Source organism: Paenibacillus mucilaginosus 3016 (genome assembly GCF_000250655.1).
Lineage (GTDB): Bacteria > Bacillota > Bacilli > Paenibacillales > NBRC-103111 > Paenibacillus_G > Paenibacillus_G mucilaginosus.
In genome coordinates this window covers 3,112,918-3,131,200 of sequence record NC_016935.1, presented here as the reverse complement: position 1 = coordinate 3,131,200, position 18,283 = coordinate 3,112,918, and the positions used below count along the sequence as shown (strand labels likewise).

The following is an 18,283-nucleotide window of genomic DNA, read 5'->3' as shown; positions in this document are numbered from 1 at the left end:
CACGCATAAGTTGGATTTTTTTCATGAAGTTCATTTTTTTCATAAATTTCACGGCACTCTCCCCTCTCCACCGATGGAAGCGAATACAAGGAATCTGGTACAATGAGCAAATGACCATCTGTCTTACCATTGCATTCTTCCGGAGGGCGAGGCCGGCATACGTTGATTCCCCTGTCGGAAGGGCTTGGACCAGCCATGCGATCCACGCAGAACCACAGCTTCGAAGAACCAGGAGGCCCCGTGCTCATGTTCGCGATACCGAAACCGAGACTGCGTCTGCTGACGCAGATCGTTCTGCTGATCTCTGTCGTCGTCTTTGCCAGCATGCTGCTGGCCGGCACCTTCTTCTCCGTTCTGCTCGAGCGGGTGGTCGCCAGCTATATCGGCCAGAACGCCTTGAACGTCGCCCGCATGACCGCCTTGAACGAGCGGATCGTCGAGGCGTTCGACGATCCCGACCCGGCCGCCGTCATCCAGCCGATCGCCGAGCGCATCCGCCGGGAGACCGGGGCGAGCTACGTCGTCGTCGGCTCCCGGGAGGGCATCCGCTACTCGCATACGAACCCGGAGCTGATCGGGGGCGAGATGCAGGGCGGCGACAATGCCCCCGTGCTCGCCGGAGAATCGATCATCTCGGAGGCCGTCGGCTCGATGGGACCGTCCCTGCGCGGCAAAACGCCCGTGCTTAACGCCGGCGGGGAGGTCATCGGGATCGTCTCCGCCGGATTTACCTCGGGCAGCATCCGCAGCGTCGTGGAGGGCTATACGCGCAGCATTGCCGGTCTGAGCGCCGCGCTGCTCGCCGCCGGCATCATCGGCGCCTACCTGATCGCACGCCGGGTCAAAAAGCTGATCTTCGGCCTGGAGCCCGGTGAGATCGCCTTCCTGTTCAAAGAAAAGGAAGCGACCATCGAGGCGATCCGGGATGCGATCGTCGCCGTGAACCGGCAGGGGATCATCGTGACGATGAACCGCCGGGCCCGGGAGCTCCTGCAGATGCACTCCCTTGCGGTCGGCGGCAGGCTGACCCACCGCCCCCTGCTGGAAGCCGCCCGGGAGGTGGCCGATACCAGGCAGGGCTACAGCGACCACCGCGTGTTCCTCGACTCCGAGGTGTACGCGCTGCACGCCGAGCCGATCCTTAGCGGCGGCCGCGCCGAGGGCACGGTGTTCACCTTCCATACCGAGTCGGAGATCGAGCGGCTGACCGGCGAGTTCTCCAAAATCCGCGCGTTCGCGGACAACATGCGGGCGCAGACGCACGAGTACCTCAATACCTTGAACACGATCTCCGGCCTGCTGACACTCGGGCATACAGATAAAGCTGCCGAGATCATCTCGGGCGAGGTCCGCGAGCGGCAGGACGTGATCGCCTTCCTGATGAGCTCCGTACCGGACCCGCTGATCGCCGCCTGCCTGCTGGGCAAGTCGAACCGGGCCCGGGAGCTCAAGGTGCAGCTCGAGATCGACCCGGACAGCCACCTGACGGGCCCCCCCGAAGGGCTGGACAGCCAGGCGCTGGTGACCGTCCTCGGCAACCTGCTCGACAACGCCATGGAGGCCGCCCGCGGGCGGCAGGACGGCGAGCCCTTGGTTCGCCTGTCCTTCACGGATCTCGGCCACGATATCGTCTTCGATATCGAAGACAACGGGCCCGGCATCCCGCCGGAACGCGAGGCGGACGTGTTCGTCAGCGGGTACTCGACGAAGCCGGGCGGGAACCGGGGGCTTGGCCTGGCGATCGTGAAGCACGCGCTGCAGTCGGTGCACGGACAGATCTATCTGGACCGGAGCGGGCTCGGCGGCGCCCGGTTCACCGTCACCGTGCCCAAGTGTCCTCCATCCACACGCGAAGCGAGGTGATTCCCAGTGTCCGATGAAGCGATTACCGTCATGATCGTCGAAGACGATCCTGTGGCGGCCAAAATCTACGAGCAGTTCGCGGCGAAGCTCGGAAGCTTCCGCATGATCGCCACGGCGGCGACCGGCGGTCAGGCGCTCGGGCTGCTCCAGGTGGTAACTCCGCAGCTCATCCTGCTCGACGTGTTCCTCCCCGACATGAACGGGATGGACGTACTGCGTCATGTCAGACAGCACGGGCTGAAGACCGACGTGATCCTGATCACCGCGGCCAACGATACCGATACGGTAAGCGAAGCGATCCGCGGAGGCGCTTACGGGTATATCATCAAGCCGATCCTTCTCGACAAGTTCACCGCCACCCTCGAGCAGTACGCGCAAACCCGCGTGCAGCTCGGACAGCGGCAGACGATGGAACAGCATGAAGTCGACCGGCTCTTCCGGCCGGCGGCCGCGGCGGGAAGCGGCGGGTCCGGCGGGGAGCAGACGGCCCTTCCCAAGGGCATCGACAAGCTGACCTTGAAGCTCGTGAGGGACAAGCTGCGAACGCTGGACGAACCGAACGGCGCCGACGAATTCGCCGCCGTGGCGGGCATGAGCCACTCCACCGTGCGGCGCTATCTGGAATACCTCGTCTCCGTAGGCGAGGTGCAGGTCGATATCGTCTATGGCACCGTCGGCCGGCCGGAACGCAAGTATTCCCGCCGCCTGCCGTGAAGCCGGCGGCCTGATGCAAGCGGATCTAGAAGTGCAGATGCCCCGCAGGGCGGGCACTTCATCGCCTATCCGCTTCCCTCCTTCATAGGGACCCGGTCCACGGTTACCCCGGGACGACAAACAAGCACCTCCGCTTCCCAAAGGAAACGAAGGTGCTTGTTTCATTGTGCATATCGCAGATGTTCGGAGCTGCGTACCCAAGGACCGTCGCTTAGACGCTGCCCTGGGAGCTGACGCGGCCGGCCACATTGGTGCGGCGGCTCCACGCCAGGGAGATGAACAGACTGGCCATCAGCACGGCTGCGCCGAGCAGATAAGGAATGTTGATGTGAACATCGAACAGGATGCCGGCAATGGCGGGTCCGAAAATATTTCCGAGGCTCATGTAGGCGTTGTTCATGCCTGCCACAAAGCCCTGCTCCTCACCGGCCATCTTGGACAGCAGCGTATTGATCGCCGGACGCATGATCGAGGTGAAGGTGAAGAAGAGCAGCGTCACGACAAGCACATACGAGAAGCCGCCTGACACCAGCATCAGCACGAGCATCACCGACGAAAGCAGGAATGTCAGGTTGATCAGCTTCCGCTCGCCGAAGCGAAGCAGGAGCTTGTTGATCAGAACGGCCTGGATAACGGCACCGATCAGGGCGCCGATCGTGATCAGAATCGAGATTTCGCGTGCTGTGAAGCCATACTTCTGGTCGACGAACAACGGGAAGATCGCTTCGAAGTTCGCCAGGCCGAAGGTCATCGAGAAGACCAGCAGCAGCAGTACGAAGTACGGGGCGTTGAACGAGCGGCCGAGCTGCTTGAAGATGCTCTCGCGCTTCTTGGTGCTGTTCTTCGCGGACTCGCGCTGCGCGGCGGACAGGGTCTCCGGCAGCATCATGAGCGAGAGCAGCAAGGCTACAAGGCCCACGCCGGCCGATACGTAGAACGGCGCCCGGAAGCCGAATTCCGCGAGGAAGCCGCCGATACCTGGCCCGATCACGAAGCCGAGCGACATGGCGGCCCCGAGCAAGCCCATGCCCTTGCCGCGGTTCTTCTCATCGGTAATGTCCGCCACGTAAGCCATCATGGACGGAATCATGGCTGCCGCGCCGATACCGCCGACGAAGCGGGACACGTACAGCATCCAGATCTGCTCCGCCGCGGCGAATATAAGGTTGGAGATCGTGAACATCGCCAAGCCGAGAATGATCAGCTTGCGGCGCCCGTATTTGTCCGACCATTCTCCGCTGATCGGCGAGAAGATGAACTGGGTCAGGCCGAAGGCGGCCACCAGATAGCCGGCGGTTTGGCCGCCCGCATCAAAATGCTTCAGGAATTCGGGAAGGACGGGAATAATGAGTCCGATCCCCAGCATCGCGATGAACATATTGATCATCAGGATATAGAGCGGGGATTTCTTATTTTGTAACTCTGACATGACTTTGGTTTCTCCTCTTCTTTCTTCCGGCCGGGGGCCGGCGGTTTCTCTCTTAAGGTAGTATATCACAGATTGACTTTAAGTCAATCTGTAACAATATAGGCCCCCTATGGTTCTTGACACCTCAGCCCAGCCGCACTATCATAAGAGCGACCCGGTGAGGAGTCCAGCAGGAAGAGGTGAGGTTCGGTACCATGCCAAGAAACACAGCCAAAGACCAGGAACTCCGCAAGGAACGCTGCAGCCAGATTCTTTCCGCTGCGGTGGAGCTCTTCGCAAAGCAGGGGCTGACCTCCACCAAAATCTCCGATATTGCCAAGAAGGCCGGCATGAGCCACGGGCTCGTCTACAATTATTTTCGTTCCAAAGAGGAGATCTATCTCTCCCTTCTCGATATGAATATGAACGTGCTGGAGAACATCCTGCTCTGGATCCATTCGCTCGACCGCACGCCGAAGGGCAAGCTGGAACGGCTCATCGACAAGTTCCGCAGCGAGCCTTGGGATGAAGCCCTGTTCTATCAGATGTTCGTCGACCAGATCTTCTCCTCCGATACGATCTCCGAGGAGCTGAAGGCCTCTGTCCGGGGCAAGATGAGCGAGAACCTGGATATTCTGGCGGGCATCTTCGCCGAAGGACAGGCTGCAGGGCAGTTCAGGGCAGGGCCTCCGAGGGAGCTCGCTTTTTACTTCCTGACGATCGCCCATGCCCGAATGATTTCGGAGTCGCAGGGCTTTAAGATTTGTGACAACCGCACGGAAACCTGGGATGCCATCCTTGACTTCTTTTGCGTGGCAGAAGACAGAGCCTAACAAGACGGGACCTTCGGCCGGCATGATTGTGTGAGCCGCAAGCACATTCCCTTCACAGCAAACCCAAAAAGAGCCCGTGCACCGCACCGGCTCTTTTTGGGCAATTATCAGAATGGATATCTCGCCAGTCTTCTCGATTCAGCAGCATGCTGCTCTTCGTCGCTCCAGGCTGCTCAGTCCCGGGGCTCCGCATCCATCGCATCCGCCGCATCGATCGCGGACTCGCCCGGCACCCTTGTGATGGACTCCGCCTCTTCCAGCCGCCGCTGGATCGCTCCGAGGTCCGCCCCGTCCTCCGATTCGTACTCCCGCTGCCCTTCGTTTTCCCGATTCACTTCGCCAGCCCCCTTTTTTCCTTCGGCTTGGAACTACATCAGTACGAGCGCCTGCGACTTGCGGTGGCTCATATGCTCCATGAGATAGGCGATGTATACCTCGTCGCGCACAAGCCAGGCGCCGTACTGCCGCTTGACGTACCGCTCGGCTTCCTCGAATGCCGGGAAGGTGCGGTTAAGCTCATCCCCTTCCACATCGACGATCCAGTCATCGCCCGAAGCGAAAATGAACATCTGCTGCTCCTTGCCGTTCTCGTACAAGGTGCCGTAGGTCGAATCCTTGACGTTGTACTCGTTGCGGAACGCATCCATCCGCAGCGGCTCTTTGGTGAACGGCTCCGCGACGAAGTGGCGGTACACCTCCTCGGTCATCGGGCAGCCCGCGGCCTTCGCATGGCCTCCGCCCCCGTACTGTCCCGCTACGGCGGACACGTCGACATCGTCGTGGATTGTGCGGAAGCTGGCCTTTTTGCCGCCCATGTTCATGATCGCAATGTAGTCGAGGTGCGGATACTCCTTGCCCAGCTCATTGCCCAGCTCGGAGTGGTAGGACTCCGCATGCACCACACCGACACAGTGGCCGCCGACGAAGGTCTGTACGATCTCCCGCTTCTTGCGGCGCACATACCGGCCGATCCGCTCTTCCTCCACCCCGAGCATCTCGAGCTCAAGCGGACTGAAGGCGAACGGCTCCCCGGTCATCAGCCGCTCGAGCATCCGCTCTTCGAACTCCTCCAGGGACAGCATGGAGAACAGGTCGCTGAGCCGCTTCGCCTCCAGGTTCCCGGCCTCGTCCCATTCCCAGGTATCGTACAGGCGGACAAGCTCCACGAATTCTTCAATGGCAGGACTCGGCTTCAGCAGCCGGCCCTTCAGCAGATAGTCATAGAACAGCGAGGTTGCCGAAGCCAGCCGCCCGTCGTCATATGCCACCTCCACGAGCGCCCAGGGGTGACGGTTCAGGTGAAGCGAGGATTTGTGGTGATCGATAAGCTTCACCTTGCCCCCGCTCTTCACGAAGTCTTCGATCCGCTGCTCATTGGCCTCGTTGACCGCCAGGTCCGTAATGAACAGGTGTTTCTTCTTCTTCGCCCGCTCGAGGAACCGTTCCACCTGCGTGTTCAGCCCGGCGATGGAATTGTAGCGGATCTCCACCTTGTCGCCGAACGCGCACTTGGCCAGAATGCCGCAGCCCAGCCCGTCGAGATCGTTATGGGTATAGAGATAGTACATTGCTTCGGGCTCCTCCCGCATATGCATGTTAGGATTACGAGGGATAAAATGCCCTGAGTACGCTGGAATTATGCGCCAGAGACCCGGGGGGGGGGGGATAAGTACAGTACAGCGCCCGCCAGCGTCTGGCCTGGACGGAGGTAGTACCACAGACAGACGGAACCTCCCCTGCCGCAGGCAGAGGTGATTGTATGGGCTGCCCATGGTAAGAAAGTATGTGGTAAGGCAGATGACGAAAACGGACTGCTGCGGGGGTTCATTCACTGAAATTCAAAGAAGCCGCTGCACACGAAGCGCAGCAGCCCTTTTCTTTTTACTGTCATCGGCTACCTGCCTGTCAGCCTTACATTCTTCATCAGCATATCCCAGGCCACGGAGTCCCCGTACCACTGGGTGCCCTTGGCGATCTTCACCGCATATACCCCGTCGAGATTCCACTCTTCCTCCTGCACCCCGGACGCCTCTTCATGGTAGTTCACAATCAGAAGGGAGCATCCGCGGGGTGAACAGCCCCCCGTCAAGTAGACAGTACAAAAAATAAAAATCTTAAGCGGCCTTGGTCCTGTATTCCATTGGACTGAGGCCGTTTAGTTTTGCTTGTAATCGTTCGTTATTGTAAAAATCGATGTAAGCCAGAATGTCTCTCTCAAGCTCCTCAAAGGTTTGGTAAGTGTGTAGATAATACTTCTCGCATTTTAAGGTCCCCCAGAAGGATTCCATCGGCCCGTTATCGATACACCGCCCAACCCGGGACATACTTTGAGTCAGTTCGTTATCGTCCAAAAGCTTTTTGAAGTCAAGTGAAGTGTATTGAAATCCTCTGTCACTATGAAGCATTGGTTTGCTTCCTGGAGCTGCTTGCAAGGCTTGCTTCAACGTCTCGAAAACAAGTGGGTTGTTGTTGGAATGCCCCACTACTCTGGAGACGATGGATTTATCATGAAGATCGAGAATCGCGCTTAAATACGCTTTCTGACCGTTGCCGTATTTAAATTCTGTTACATCCGTTACCCATTTCTCATTGGGTTCAGCTGCTTGGAAATTACGATTCAGCACATTCTCGGCCACGTGCTGGGGAGTAGAATGAGGGTATTTCTTTCTCTTCCTGCGGATGACCGACTGGATTCCCTTGACTTTCATCAGCCGGTACACGCGTTTATGGTTAATCGTCTGTCCGGTTTCCTTGCGCATGTGGAGTGTTAATTGGCGGTACCCAAAGGTTTTCTCTACTTTTTCATATATGGACATCATCATCTTTGTCAGCCGCTCATTCTCCTGCTCACGAGAGCTGGGTTTGCGGTTTAACCATTTGTAATAGCTTGAGCGTGCAACTCCTGCGACTTCACACAGAAGTTGAATGCTGATCGACTCCTCTTCCTGAAGCGCTTGGATGGCAAGGTAGACGTTCTCTTGGCGATATTGGCTTAGCTTCGCCTCCTTTGGATTTCCCGTAACTTTTTTAGAAATGCATTCTCCGCCCGAAGCCTCTCCATTTCGTATTCCATCTTCTTCATCTCGAGCTTCTGGCGATCTGCCTCCGTCATCTCTTCCGGCGCCTTCTTTCGCCCCCGGCCATCCTTTAAAGCATCCGCACCGCCGGCTTCGAATTTCTTCACCCATTGATATACTTGCTGGTAGGAGACCTGAAACTGGCCAGCTGTCTTATGATAGTCATGCTGATGTGCCAGGCAATAGTGGACGATATCGATCCTCTCATCCCACGTAGTAGAGCGACCCTTTGTCATAGCTTGTGCTTCCCCTTTGTAGGCTTTTAAGCTGCTATGACCATTATACTTCTTAATCCAGTTAGAAAGCTGCGTTGTACTTGAGATCCTGTATTTGTCGATGATCCGGTATTTTGACAATCCACCCTCTACATAATCTTTCACCGCTTGAAGCTTCAGCTCAGCGCTGTAACTTCGATTGCGAGTACTTCTTTCCAGTCCTTCATACCCATATAGCTTATAACGACGCTGCCATTTCATTAAAGTTGTTTTATTCATACCGTATCTTTTGGTTGCAGCGATAAAACCAATTTTTCCACTTGAAACTTCTTCAAGGATAGCAAGTTTCTCCGTAGCACAGTATTTTTCTTTAGACATGAAAAAGCTCCCCTTACAGTAACAGGTTTTTTATTATTTCACCTGTCTACCGTATGGGGAGCGTATCAGGGAGCTGTCAGCGCATCGAGCGCTTGTTTGAGGGGAAGAGCCTCCTCCCTGCGGACCAGATTGCGGATGAACAGGATGCGTCTGCCGCTGCGGGCGGTGCGGAGGAAGCGGTCAATCCGGCGGTCCAGCTTCGCACGGAACTCCGGATACCCGTACAGCGGATCCTGGCCCGGCTCAGTCGGCAGGGGAAAATCATGATACGACCAGCAGGTGGTGCGGCTGTCGCGCACGAGGGTCGTCACGCGGCTCGGCCGGCCCGGCTCCAGATTCTCCAGACGCATGAACTCGGCGAACTCCGTCTGCAGGACCTTCGTCACCTCTGCGGTATTCGAGAAATAAAACCAGTCGAACGGATAGGTGGCCAGCCGCAGCTTCAGCCTCCGGAGCTGATAGGCGGGCTGGCAGTTGGACCCCAGCGAGATCACGACATCATAGCTTCGGGAAGCAGTACTCCAGCGCATGGATTTCACTCCCTTCTATATGCTGAGATAATTCCCGTTTAGGGGTTCATCGCTTATACGACGCGGACAAACTGGATTGAACGGAACGGAATAACCGCCTCGTCCCCGGGAGGGCCATAGATCACCGGCGCCACCTTGATCGTGATCCGGGAGCCGGTTACCGCGAGCAATTCACCGGTAAACAGCTCACCGGGCACCAGCACTTCCACTTCACTGCCAATGAAAGCCGATAGCATCTGCTTGAAATTCATGACGATCTCTCCTCTCCTTGGTTACTGCACGGCCGTGATCTGCGCCAGAGGAATGGTCACCAGCTCGCCGGACGCTTCCCGGATCTGAACGGCGTCAACGCCTACCGTAATCACCACGCCCTGCAGCGACGCGTCAGGCAGCGTAATGGAGACGGTATCGCCGAGCTTCGATTCGAGGAACGCGCGCAGTTCCGGCTGCGGGAACAGCCCGGTCTCCACCTGCTCGCGCAGTTCGGCGACCTCGGCTGTCAGGGCGATCCACTGCCCTTCCAGCTCCAGCAGCTCGCCGCGGAGCGTTGTCACTTCCGCTTTCAGGGCCAGCTGCTCCTGCTCAAGGCGCTGAATCTCCCCGGCCGTGAGCTCGCGGAATGCTTCGAACTCCACTTCGAGCCGGCGCACCCTTCTCTCCAGCTCTCTGCTTGGCTTCCAGCAAAAGAAACACATGATATGCAAAACTCCCTTCTGCTACTGGGAATAAGTGGTGCATAACAATGTATGAGAGATTGATAGAGTCGCGTGAGGGCATCATGACAAAAAGGGCACATGCGGTCCCCTGCGAGGCTTGCGACCGGCCCCCGCGGCCCTTACAGCCGGCGCATGCCGGCACCTCCGACCAACTGCTGTATGCAAGCACGAGCTGCAAAGGGGGGGCCGGCTGCTTGCTGGCACGGCCCTCTTTGTCGGTTCCGGTCGCAGCGCCTTGTACCCTTCGAGATCCCCTGCTTACAACGATCGGATAATGGCATCCGCCTGGAGCGCCCGCTCTTCCCAACGGTTGCGATACGCATAAGCGCGCCGCTGCTCCACCGCATCGGGGGAATCCGCTTCGCTGAGCAGCTTGTGGAGCTTCCAGCCAAAGTCTTCATGCGTCGTTGCCGTGACGACATGCGGGTTCATGGCGATGCACTCGGGCAGCGCCGTGGAGAGGACGCGGGCGCCGCCGGCGAGATATTCGTAAGCCTTGACGGGATTGGTGGCCAGCGTAATCGGATGATAGCGGAACGGAATGATCGCGACTTGGAAGTGCTGCAGATAAGCGGGCAGCGCGTCGTGCGGCTTCTCCCCGAGCACATGCACGTTCGGATAGTCGTCATAGGACGGCACATCGCCGTAAGCCGCCCCGATGGAGACGAACTGCACGTGCGGGAACCACCGGGCCATCGCCATCATCAGCGGATGGTCGACCCAGTAGGCCCAGGCGCCGATGTACCCGACGACCGGGCCCGGCGGCAGATCAGCCGGCCGGGGCAGCGGATCGCGGGCCAGGAACCGCTCATCGGCGGCATTGCGGATCAGTGTGATGTCTTGACCCGGATAGGCGAGCTCCATTCGCTGCCGGATCACTTCCGCGCTGCAGACGACATGGTCGGCATAAGCCACCATCGGCGCTTCGTACTTCGCCCACTGCGGGAATTCGTCGCAGCAGTCGTAGATCACCCCGTTCGGACGGAAAAGAGGAATGCGGGTGCGCTGCTTGGCCCATGTCGTCCACACGACGACTCTCTCGGTGCGTCTCAGATCCGGCAGCACCTGCCCGATCAGCCTCTGCGTATCATTGAACAAGAATACGTTCGGCTCCACTTCCCGGAACTGCACCTCGAGCGGAGCGAGGTTCTCGAAGAATACCCGGTGCCCGAGCCTGCCCAGATGGGTCATGAGCTGCTGCGGCCGCTGCTTCATATAATTCCAGCTGAGAGTCTTGGGGTAAATGATGACAGCCACTGACGCAACAACTCCCTTTTGTCCATATGCTTTCAGTGTATGCGGTACCTGCACACCGGGTAGCTGTATGCGCCCTAGCCGGGGCAAAATAGGTGCTTGCCACCACCGGATCCGGGTGATAACCTCGAATTGGAAATCTATTCTAACCCTGTTTCGGACGAAGTCGTTACGAATGGGGGCCGGGAGGCATGCCGATGAATGTCGTTCAGAGGGAAGCGGATCAACAGGTCGTCAGAGGCCTGGTGACAGCGGTCAGCCGCAGCGAGGGACACACGTTCAGCAAGCGAAGCGAGGAACAGATCCGGCTGGTCGCCGGGCTCGGCGTCGAGGGAGACGCTCATCAAGGGGCCACCGTCAAGCACCGGTCCCGGGTCGCGCAGGATCCGACCCAGCCGAACCTGCGGCAGGTGCACCTGATTCATGCGGAGCTTCATGATGAACTTCGGGCCAAGGGCTACCCCGTAGGGGCCGGCGAGATGGGCGAAAATGTCACTACGCGCGGCATCGACCTGCTGGGGCTCCCGGCAGGCACCCTGCTGCGGATCGGGAGCGAAGCGGTGATCGAGGTGACCGGCCTGCGCAACCCCTGCCCGCAGCTCGACCGGTTCATGCCCGGACTGAAGGATCAGGTGCTGGAGCAGGGGCCGGACGGCAGCCTGGTCCGGAAGGCCGGGATCATGGCGGTTGTGCTTGCCGGCGGTCCCATCCGTCCCGGGGATGCGATCACGGCGGAGCTGCCTCCCCTGCCCCACCGGCCGCTGGACCGGGTGTAGACGCTATTTTTAACAGAAACGTGCGGTGATTCGTGCCTCCCGCGGCTCGGGTGGATGCCTTGTCCTCTGCTCCTGCCGCGGGGGCCAAACGTCTATATCATGGGCTGCTTTACAAAATAGGCTGAAGCTGAAACATTTCCCTATTTACTTCCGTTTACTTATATGGAATTAAATGGTTTTCTAATTCATTGTAAACGGAGGTACCTGCATGAAAACTGGTTTGCTCAAGAGCCGGCTGCTGCGTTACTCTGCTGTAATAACAGCGGCTGCCATATTCGTCCTCCCTGCCGGGACGTCCTCTTACGTCCAAGCCGCCGCCCGTACAGAAGCAGCTCAGCCCAAGATTGTCCAAGCCACAGCCGATCCCCTGGCACTCGACGACCAAGGGAATGTATGGGGCAGGGCCCTTCAATCCATTTCAGTCAAAGAGGGGTTTCATCGTACGCTGTTAATGAAAGGCAAAGGATTGGATAAGGTAAAGAGCGTAGCTTCCGGAAACAGTATGGCGGTGGCTTTGAGGGAAGACGGAACGGTCTGGGTGATTGAAAGGGAAGACCCGACCCTGACCAAAGAGCTGGTGTACGTGTCCCTCGGTGATCAGGTGCCCGGGCTGCATGGAATTCAGAAAGTCATCCTCCATGGCACTCTAGGCTTAGCGGTGGATCAAGAGGGGAAGGTGTGGATGTTTGAGTCGGCTTCCCGGCGGTTCAGAAACAGTATCCCGTTAATGAAAGCCCAGCAGCTTCGAGGCCTGGATTCGATCAAGGACCTGGCCTTCGGATCCACGGGGGTGTCCTTCCTGCGTGAGGACGGAACCGTCTGGATCATCGACTATCCCAAGAGTCAATACGGCTTCACTATGAATGAAAACTTGATTCTCGCGTCCACCGCCAAGCAAATCAAAGAACTGAAAGGGATCGTGAAGCTCGATACCGACTCCGCTCTGTCCAAGGACGGCACCGTCTGGGTATGGGGAACCGGCATGGTTGCGACCAAACAAAAAAACAGTTTTGATACCGCGGTCTCCCCCTATCAGCTGCCCGGTTTATCCGAAGTGACGGATTTGGATAACGGCGGTAAGCACGCCCTGTTCGTGAAGAAGGATGGGTCCGTCTGGGGGTTGGGCTATTTCACCCTAAGAATGGGAGCCCTGGGCGGGGAACATCCGGATGAATGGAAGGAACTCTTCCCGGTTGAGGGTTTGTCGGACGTTGTGTCCGTGTCCGTCAACGACGATCGCCACGGAGTTGACGCGGATACGGCCGTCAAAAAAGATGGCACGCTGTGGATGTGGGGCATCGATACTTCTGCGACCTTTCACCCCAAGCCGCTTCAGGTCGACTTCAGAACAAAGTAGAACGCCCAAAAGCCTGCTCCCTTCACGGGGCAGGCTTTGGTCTATGTTAAGGCGCAGCGGATAACCCGACCCGTGCGGAAATCATCCCCGCATCCGGGCCGGTTCATATGATACTTATACGTCATGCTTGATCGTACCCGGCGGCCTACGCGCGGCGAGGACGCTGCCGATCTTTTGCATCGGCACACTGAACAGAATGAGCACCGCCGCCAACCCGTCCACCCAGGTTAACCGCTCCCCGAGCAGGAGGACAATAAACAGCAGTGTAACAAATGGCGTAAAGAACGTAAAGCTGGCGATCAGCGAAGCCGGAGAATACGCAAGGGCCCGGAAGTACAGGAAGAAGCCCAGCACAATATTGCTCAGGCTCAGCCACAGCACGCCGAGGAAATCCGCCTGCCCCGGAAGAATCCAACGGGAATAAACCAGCATCGCGGCGGTGGATAACACCAGCGCCACAGCGGTAATGAGGAAGGTGCTGACCACCATGTCCTTCTTGTTCTTTTTGACGAGATTGGTGAAGATTCCCCAGCTTACGGCGGCCAGGATAGCCAGCACATCGCCTTTGGCGTTCGTGAAGTTCAGATTGGCGAGATCCCCCTTCGTGGTCAGCAGCGCCGTACCCAGAAATCCCATGCCGACGGACACCAGCTTCGCCCACGTCAGTTTCTCGTTGTGGATGGGCACCGCGAACAGCACGATGAAGATCGGAAACAGGTAATTGAGCATCGACGCTTCGACGGCGGGAATGAGTTCAAGGGATTTGAGGTAGAAGAAATCATAGAGAAACGTAAACAGACCGCAGGCAAAGAGCAGCCCATAATCTGACACCTTCCAGGACTTCAGCGCTTCCTTCAGGCGCACCTTGCGAATCAGGATGGCCAAAAAGATGACCGCCCCCAGGGCATACATATAAAACATGACTTGATAGCTGTCGAGCCTCTCCAGCAGCAGCTTGCTTACCGCCGCCAGGGAGCCCCACATGAGCAGCAAAATCGGCATAAGCACATAGGGATTTTTGGAAGCGTCCAGCTTGTCTTGGTGTGGTGTCTGCATGTGAATCCTCTTTCTTATGTAAGCTTAGATAGGTACTTTGAACTTTGATGGCAATAGCGACTGCGAGCACCGTGTCATCGGTGAATCTCATAGAATCGGTCATACAACGGGAATTCCATAGATTTGGTATTATGCCAATCCAATACCGATCCGATGACGTCCCCTATGACAGCTCTTAGCATCGTTTACCTCTTGGGCAGAGGATTTCCTCTTATTCACTCGTATATTCTTGCGGCTAAAAGCAATTCGGCAAGCGTTCCCCAGGAAGGCTCGGAAGAATCGGCAGAGCTGTCGGCCAGCCATGCTTCCATGGCTTCAAGATAGCTCTCGAGACTCCTATTTTCCCACTCCGCAGGATGTACTGACAAGTTTATACGCAGTTCCGAAAGGAATCGGACAAAATCCTCCTTGGACTGTACCTGCTGCCCATTCCCAGGAAAATTCATTTCAACTGCCTCCCCCTCTCCCCCTCAAGCTTCCGGCCGCCATTCCACCAGCCAGCAGTCCCGCAGCTCGCCTTCGTGCCGCTCGTGCTTCGGGAGCAGCTTCACCCTGCGGAAGCCGCTCTTCTCATAACAAGCAAGCGCCCTCTCGTTCCAGGCCTGCGGATCCATGACGACACGCTGGGCCCCCTGCTCCTCGGCCAGGTAGCGAAGCATGCCGCGCACCAGCTGCCCTCCGATCCCACGGTTCCAATAGGATGGCTCGCCGATGAACTGGTCCATGCCGAAACAGCGCTCCCCGGGCCGCTCCTGCAGGCCGTACTCTGTTCGCTCTTCCCCATCCACCGTGTAGAACTGCACATATCCGATCGGTGTGCCGCTGTGCTCCAGAATGCATTTGACCGCCGGGTCCTCCGGGGAATAGAAGTCGGCCTGTATCATCTCCGCAGTATACGGCCGGTCCCGGCCCTCGTAATAACGCAGCACCTCCGGGTCGTTCAGCCACTTCTGTAGCAGCGGCGCGTCCGCATCCTGCAGCCTTCGCACGGATAACGGATTCGTGCGGAAGAGGATCGGCGTCTCCCCCCGTTCCGTGTACTCCAAGAGGAAAGCCCGGTCCTCCGGGTACGTTAAGGCGAGCTCCCGGATCTCCGGGGCCGACATCCACCGGATATCATAGATGAGACCGTCCGGGTCCTGAATCACGGGAGCACCTCCGGTGATCTCCGCTTCATAGTACTTGACCAGGTAAGGATAACCCCGGGAGATGCCTCTCTTCTCATGAAGGTACGCACCGACCTGCACCCGGTGCCCCGTCTCCTCCCAGACCTCGCGGGCACAGCACTCTTCCAAGGCTTCTCCGTCATTCAGTCCGCCCGCAGGGACGGACCACTTCTTCTCTTCCTCCGGCCTGCCCTGCAGAATCATCAGCAGCTGTCTGCTCTCATTCCGGATCATGGCCGCGGCCCCTCTCCACATGTCACGTCTCCCCCGCTTTCCCGTTCTAACCCATATAACCTGCCAGGCACACCGGCCGGGCAGGCAGATCCATTCCATTCACTGAAGGTATTCCGCTTGATACGAGTTTGCCCCCGAATGAACGGACAGCAGCGTGTCCGCATAACCGACCAGCCGGTTCACGACCTCTTCGCTGACCGCGTACACCAGAGCGTGCTGCTCCGGCTCATACAGGGCCGGGTCGTCGTAGATGATCGTCGTGTTGATGAACACCTCTTTATTCCCCAAGAGATCGTAGTGGATGATGGCTTTGCCCGCCGCTCCCCCGCTGACCGGATCCTGATACCCCGGCAAAAAGACATACCATTCTTCAGCTGTCGCCGAGCGGAAGTTTTTGGTGAATTTCAATCCGTCCACTTCCGCCTCGATCCGGCTCCGCTGCTCCGGCGGCAGGACCTCGCTAGCACTGCTTTCCATCCCTTGTCCTCCTTACAGCTTGGATTCCGTCCCGATTAGCTTGCCCGGCCCATTCCCTTTTTATGGAGAAACCATGCTTCCATATCTCTCTATTATTACGGTCTATGGAGGTGCGGGCAAGCGGAATTTGCAGAGGGGAGCAGCCTGCACTGACAGAGCAGCCCCCTTGCGGTTCGGTCCTTAAGCCGGCGGCTACCATTCAGCTTTCAGGCGATTCCGGAAAAAGCCGCCGTTTGGGCCATTTTCCTCCAGTGTAGCCAGCCATACGGCAGTGTCTGCTCCTTCAGCGACCGACAAGGGGGCGTCCTTTCCGCCCATATCGGTTCTAACGCTCCCCGGGCAAGCTGCATTTACTTTGATGTCCGCATCACCCACTTCATGTGCTGCCAAACAGGTCAAGGCATTGAGCATGGTTTTGGATATCCGGTAAGCGGCCGACTTTCCTTTTAGACCTAATAAGCCTTGGTGAACTTGAAAGGCGCCTACTCCCGATGAGAGATTAACGATGCGACCATAATTCTGCTTTTTCATCAAAGGAACCACGGCTTGAATGAGATTCAGAACTCCGAAATAATTGGTTTCGAAGGTTTCTCTCATCACGGTTTCCTTCACTTCCAAGATAGATACTCCTCTATCCAAAATGACCCCTGCGTTATTTACAAGCACGTCCAGACGGCCGTATTTGCTAACGATCCGTTTCATCATGTCGTCAATACTCCCGCGGCAGCTCACATCCACGACTTCCCAATCCACTTTAACTCCTTCCTGCCGGTTCAATTGTTCAACCGCGAGCCTGCCCTTTTCCCCGTCCCGGCATCCGATCAAGACGTGTAAGCCTTTTAAGGAAAGTTGACGAGCGATTTCCATCCCGATTCCTCGGTTTCCCCCCGTTACTAAAGCAATTCGTTCGGATTGATGATCGTTTTCCATCTCAACAGACTCCTCTCCAATTGAGACTCCGCTTTTTGTAACCAATCGATTTGGCTTCGAATCTCGGTTAATTTTCTTTCTCCCACTTGTATTGCGTTAGGGAGGCATTCTTTTTTCTCTCCCTGCTGAAAGAGGCAGTCAAAGAAATCGTTGATCTCTTTCGCCGTCAGTCCCAAGCTAAAGTAAAGCTGTATCATTCTCACTTTCTCAACGTCAGCTTCAGCATAATCACGATATCCGTTCTCCAGCCGGGTGGGGTTCAATAAATCTTTTTCTTCGTAATACCTCAATGAACGTAAGCTGACGCCTGTCCTTTTGGATAACTCACTGATATGTATGTCAATCCCCTCCATGTATCGGAATCACAATCATACTAAACCATCACATCATGTTAAGGTCAATCCTACCTGAAAAAGTAGAAAGCAGCCTACTCCGGCTGTCCTCAAAACGCTGCGGGCGGCCCTTGACCTAGAGTGAACTCTAGACTTTATACTGAATTCATCCTGGTTCTGGAAAGGATGGATAATGATGTGGAATGTGAAGGACAAAGTTGTGATTATTACAGGTGCGTCGAGCGGAATCGGTGAAGCTGCTGCCAAACTGCTCGCTCAAAATGGAGCGAAGGTCGTTCTGGCCGCCAGACGCGAGGATAGGCTAATTTCACTGAAACGCACGATTGAAGAACAAGGCGGGGCTGCCATATACAAAGTTACGGATATCTCTTCTCATCCGGAGGTCGAAGACCTGGCCCGGCTGGCTGTCGATACCTTTGGACGAATCGACGTGTTGGTTAACAACGCCGGGATCATGCCTTTATCTTATTTGCATGAGAAGAAAGTTTCGGAGTGGGATCAAATGATCGATATCAATATCAAAGGTGTGCTGTACGGGATTGGCGCGGTACTTCCTTATATGAGAGCACAAAAGCGGGGCCATATCATTAATGTTTCTTCAGTAACAGGGCATATCGTCAGAAAATCATGGGCCGTGTATTCCGGCACCAAATTCGCCGTTCGGGCCATCACCGAGGCGCTGCGGCAAGAGGAAGCGGAGAATAACATCCGGACTACGATTATTTGCCCCGGAGGAGTAATGACCGAACTGGTCCATACCGTATCGAATGCCGAGATCAGGAAAGACATCGAGGAATCCATGCATAGGGCGCTGCCTGCTGAAGCGATTGCCAATTCCATTGCATACGCCATCTCCCAGCCAGAGTCTACGGCAGTTAACGAAATCATTGTAAGGCCCACCAGTCAGGAACTATAATAAGATCATCTTCTATACCCAACTATGGAG

21 protein-coding genes are annotated in these 18,283 nt (G+C 56.9%); 6 read left to right on the top strand and 15 right to left on the bottom strand.

What is annotated here, in order from left to right; genetic code table 11:
* The first annotated feature begins 246 nt into the window (after positions 1–246).
* Both PM3016_RS13450 and PM3016_RS13445 read left to right on the top strand, forming a co-directional pair.
* Positions 247–1,863 (top strand): ATP-binding protein, encoded by a 1,617-nt coding sequence (locus PM3016_RS13450; RefSeq protein WP_014369867.1) that lies wholly within the window; start codon positions 247–249, stop codon positions 1,861–1,863.
* Positions 1,864–1,869: 6 nt separating this feature from the next.
* A complete protein-coding gene (locus PM3016_RS13445; RefSeq protein ID WP_014369866.1) occupies positions 1,870–2,577 on the top strand; it encodes a response regulator in 708 nt (235 codons plus the stop codon).
* Between the two features lie 211 nt (positions 2,578–2,788).
* Here the strand turns inward: PM3016_RS13445 and PM3016_RS13440 are convergent, their stop codons facing one another.
* A complete protein-coding gene (locus PM3016_RS13440) occupies positions 2,789–4,006 on the bottom strand; it encodes an MFS transporter (RefSeq protein WP_014369865.1) in 1,218 nt (405 codons plus the stop codon).
* A 194-nt stretch (positions 4,007–4,200) separates the two neighbouring features.
* Here PM3016_RS13440 and PM3016_RS13435 point away from each other — a divergent pair, with 194 nt between their 5' ends.
* The gene (locus tag PM3016_RS13435; RefSeq protein WP_014369864.1) at positions 4,201–4,818 is read left to right on the top strand and encodes a TetR/AcrR family transcriptional regulator; all 618 of its coding nucleotides are present in this window, start codon (positions 4,201–4,203) and stop codon (positions 4,816–4,818) included.
* Between the two features lie 173 nt (positions 4,819–4,991).
* Here PM3016_RS13435 and PM3016_RS38635 read toward each other — a convergent pair whose 3' ends face one another.
* The 8 genes from PM3016_RS38635 to PM3016_RS13400 all read right to left on the bottom strand — a co-directional run bounded on the left by PM3016_RS38635 (position 4,992) and on the right by PM3016_RS13400 (position 10,991).
* Positions 4,992–5,153, bottom strand: a complete 162-nt coding sequence (locus PM3016_RS38635; RefSeq protein WP_013916158.1) for a hypothetical protein — start codon at positions 5,151–5,153, stop codon at positions 4,992–4,994.
* A 33-nt stretch (positions 5,154–5,186) separates the two neighbouring features.
* Complete coding sequence (locus PM3016_RS13430; protein WP_013916157.1) at positions 5,187–6,386, bottom strand: DHH family phosphoesterase; 1,200 nt, start codon at positions 6,384–6,386, stop codon at positions 5,187–5,189.
* Between the two features lie 326 nt (positions 6,387–6,712).
* The gene (locus PM3016_RS38140) at positions 6,713–6,865 is read right to left on the bottom strand and encodes a hypothetical protein (protein WP_238540506.1); all 153 of its coding nucleotides are present in this window, start codon (positions 6,863–6,865) and stop codon (positions 6,713–6,715) included.
* Positions 6,866–6,932: 67 nt separating this feature from the next.
* Positions 6,933–8,488, bottom strand: a protein-coding gene (locus PM3016_RS41370; protein WP_420798945.1) for an IS3 family transposase whose coding sequence is annotated in 2 segments (ribosomal slippage) — positions 6,933–7,837 and positions 7,837–8,488 — 1,557 coding nt in all. Because the reading frame shifts where the segments join, the coding sequence is not laid out codon by codon here.
* Between the two features lie 65 nt (positions 8,489–8,553).
* Positions 8,554–9,018, bottom strand: coding sequence for a DUF1796 family putative cysteine peptidase (locus PM3016_RS13415; protein WP_014369862.1), 465 nt, complete (start codon positions 9,016–9,018; stop codon positions 8,554–8,556).
* Between the two features lie 53 nt (positions 9,019–9,071).
* Entirely contained in the window at positions 9,072–9,269 is a 198-nt protein-coding gene (locus PM3016_RS13410) for an LSm family protein (RefSeq protein WP_013916155.1), read from the bottom strand.
* A 21-nt stretch (positions 9,270–9,290) separates the two neighbouring features.
* On the bottom strand, positions 9,291–9,713 hold the full coding sequence (locus PM3016_RS13405; RefSeq protein ID WP_014369861.1) for a mechanosensitive ion channel domain-containing protein: 423 nt from the start codon (positions 9,711–9,713) through the stop codon (positions 9,291–9,293).
* 279 nt (positions 9,714–9,992) lie between these two features.
* Positions 9,993–10,991: a glycosyltransferase family protein gene (locus PM3016_RS13400; protein WP_013916153.1), complete on the bottom strand. Its 999-nt coding sequence runs from the start codon at positions 10,989–10,991 to the stop codon at positions 9,993–9,995.
* A gap of 194 nt (positions 10,992–11,185) precedes the next feature.
* Here PM3016_RS13400 and PM3016_RS13395 point away from each other — a divergent pair, with 194 nt between their 5' ends.
* Positions 11,186–11,764, top strand: a complete 579-nt coding sequence (locus PM3016_RS13395; protein ID WP_014369860.1) for an MOSC domain-containing protein — start codon at positions 11,186–11,188, stop codon at positions 11,762–11,764.
* 208 nt (positions 11,765–11,972) lie between these two features.
* A complete protein-coding gene (locus PM3016_RS13390) occupies positions 11,973–13,121 on the top strand; it encodes an RCC1 domain-containing protein (protein ID WP_014369859.1) in 1,149 nt (382 codons plus the stop codon).
* Positions 13,122–13,235: 114 nt separating this feature from the next.
* On the opposite strand, the gene PM3016_RS13385 is transcribed toward PM3016_RS13390, so the two are convergent.
* The 6 genes from PM3016_RS13385 to PM3016_RS13360 all read right to left on the bottom strand — a co-directional run bounded on the left by PM3016_RS13385 (position 13,236) and on the right by PM3016_RS13360 (position 17,337).
* Positions 13,236–14,177 carry a DMT family transporter gene (locus PM3016_RS13385; RefSeq protein WP_014369858.1) on the bottom strand — a complete coding sequence of 314 codons (942 nt, stop codon included), beginning with the start codon at positions 14,175–14,177 and terminating at the stop codon, positions 13,236–13,238.
* Positions 14,178–14,392: 215 nt separating this feature from the next.
* Positions 14,393–14,623 (bottom strand): DUF7660 family protein, encoded by a 231-nt coding sequence (locus tag PM3016_RS13380; protein WP_014369857.1) that lies wholly within the window; start codon positions 14,621–14,623, stop codon positions 14,393–14,395.
* Positions 14,624–14,647: 24 nt separating this feature from the next.
* Positions 14,648–15,598 (bottom strand): GNAT family N-acetyltransferase, encoded by a 951-nt coding sequence (locus PM3016_RS41125; protein WP_014369856.1) that lies wholly within the window; start codon positions 15,596–15,598, stop codon positions 14,648–14,650.
* Positions 15,599–15,676: 78 nt separating this feature from the next.
* Complete coding sequence (locus PM3016_RS13370) at positions 15,677–16,054, bottom strand: hypothetical protein (RefSeq protein WP_013916146.1); 378 nt, start codon at positions 16,052–16,054, stop codon at positions 15,677–15,679.
* A gap of 192 nt (positions 16,055–16,246) precedes the next feature.
* A complete protein-coding gene (locus PM3016_RS13365; RefSeq protein WP_014369855.1) occupies positions 16,247–16,984 on the bottom strand; it encodes an SDR family oxidoreductase in 738 nt (245 codons plus the stop codon).
* Positions 16,948–17,337, bottom strand: coding sequence for a MerR family transcriptional regulator (locus PM3016_RS13360; protein ID WP_013916144.1), 390 nt, complete (start codon positions 17,335–17,337; stop codon positions 16,948–16,950). Before PM3016_RS13360 ends, PM3016_RS13365 begins: the two co-directional genes overlap by 37 nt.
* 175 nt (positions 17,338–17,512) lie before the next feature.
* Here PM3016_RS13360 and PM3016_RS13355 point away from each other — a divergent pair, with 175 nt between their 5' ends.
* Positions 17,513–18,253, top strand: a complete 741-nt coding sequence (locus PM3016_RS13355) for an SDR family oxidoreductase (RefSeq protein ID WP_014369853.1) — start codon at positions 17,513–17,515, stop codon at positions 18,251–18,253.
* Positions 18,254–18,283: the final 30 nt, after the last annotated feature.

Excerpts from the sequence above, each read along its gene's own strand:
- PM3016_RS13380 (WP_014369857.1), bottom strand. The coding sequence starts at position 14,623 with ATGAATTTTCCTGGGAATGGGCAGCAGGTACAGTCCAAGGAGGATTTT.
- PM3016_RS13410 (WP_013916155.1), bottom strand. The coding sequence starts at position 9,269 with ATGAATTTCAAGCAGATGCTATCGGCTTTCATTGGCAGTGAAGTGGAA.
- PM3016_RS13360 (WP_013916144.1), bottom strand. The coding sequence starts at position 17,337 with ATGGAGGGGATTGACATACATATCAGTGAGTTATCCAAAAGGACAGGC.
- PM3016_RS13355 (WP_014369853.1), top strand. The coding sequence starts at position 17,513 with ATGTGGAATGTGAAGGACAAAGTTGTGATTATTACAGGTGCGTCGAGC.
- PM3016_RS13405 (WP_014369861.1), bottom strand. The coding sequence starts at position 9,713 with ATGTGTTTCTTTTGCTGGAAGCCAAGCAGAGAGCTGGAGAGAAGGGTG.
- PM3016_RS41125 (WP_014369856.1), bottom strand. The coding sequence starts at position 15,598 with ATGTGGAGAGGGGCCGCGGCCATGATCCGGAATGAGAGCAGACAGCTG.
- PM3016_RS13430 (WP_013916157.1), bottom strand. The coding sequence starts at position 6,386 with ATGTACTATCTCTATACCCATAACGATCTCGACGGGCTGGGCTGCGGC.
- PM3016_RS13435 (WP_014369864.1), top strand. The coding sequence starts at position 4,201 with ATGCCAAGAAACACAGCCAAAGACCAGGAACTCCGCAAGGAACGCTGC.
- PM3016_RS13440 (WP_014369865.1), bottom strand. The coding sequence starts at position 4,006 with ATGTCAGAGTTACAAAATAAGAAATCCCCGCTCTATATCCTGATGATC.
- PM3016_RS13395 (WP_014369860.1), top strand. The coding sequence starts at position 11,186 with ATGAATGTCGTTCAGAGGGAAGCGGATCAACAGGTCGTCAGAGGCCTG.
- PM3016_RS13365 (WP_014369855.1), bottom strand. The coding sequence starts at position 16,984 with ATGGAAAACGATCATCAATCCGAACGAATTGCTTTAGTAACGGGGGGA.
- PM3016_RS13415 (WP_014369862.1), bottom strand. The coding sequence starts at position 9,018 with ATGCGCTGGAGTACTGCTTCCCGAAGCTATGATGTCGTGATCTCGCTG.
- PM3016_RS13450 (WP_014369867.1), top strand. The coding sequence starts at position 247 with ATGTTCGCGATACCGAAACCGAGACTGCGTCTGCTGACGCAGATCGTT.
- PM3016_RS13385 (WP_014369858.1), bottom strand. The coding sequence starts at position 14,177 with ATGCAGACACCACACCAAGACAAGCTGGACGCTTCCAAAAATCCCTAT.
- PM3016_RS13370 (WP_013916146.1), bottom strand. The coding sequence starts at position 16,054 with ATGGAAAGCAGTGCTAGCGAGGTCCTGCCGCCGGAGCAGCGGAGCCGG.
- PM3016_RS13390 (WP_014369859.1), top strand. The coding sequence starts at position 11,973 with ATGAAAACTGGTTTGCTCAAGAGCCGGCTGCTGCGTTACTCTGCTGTA.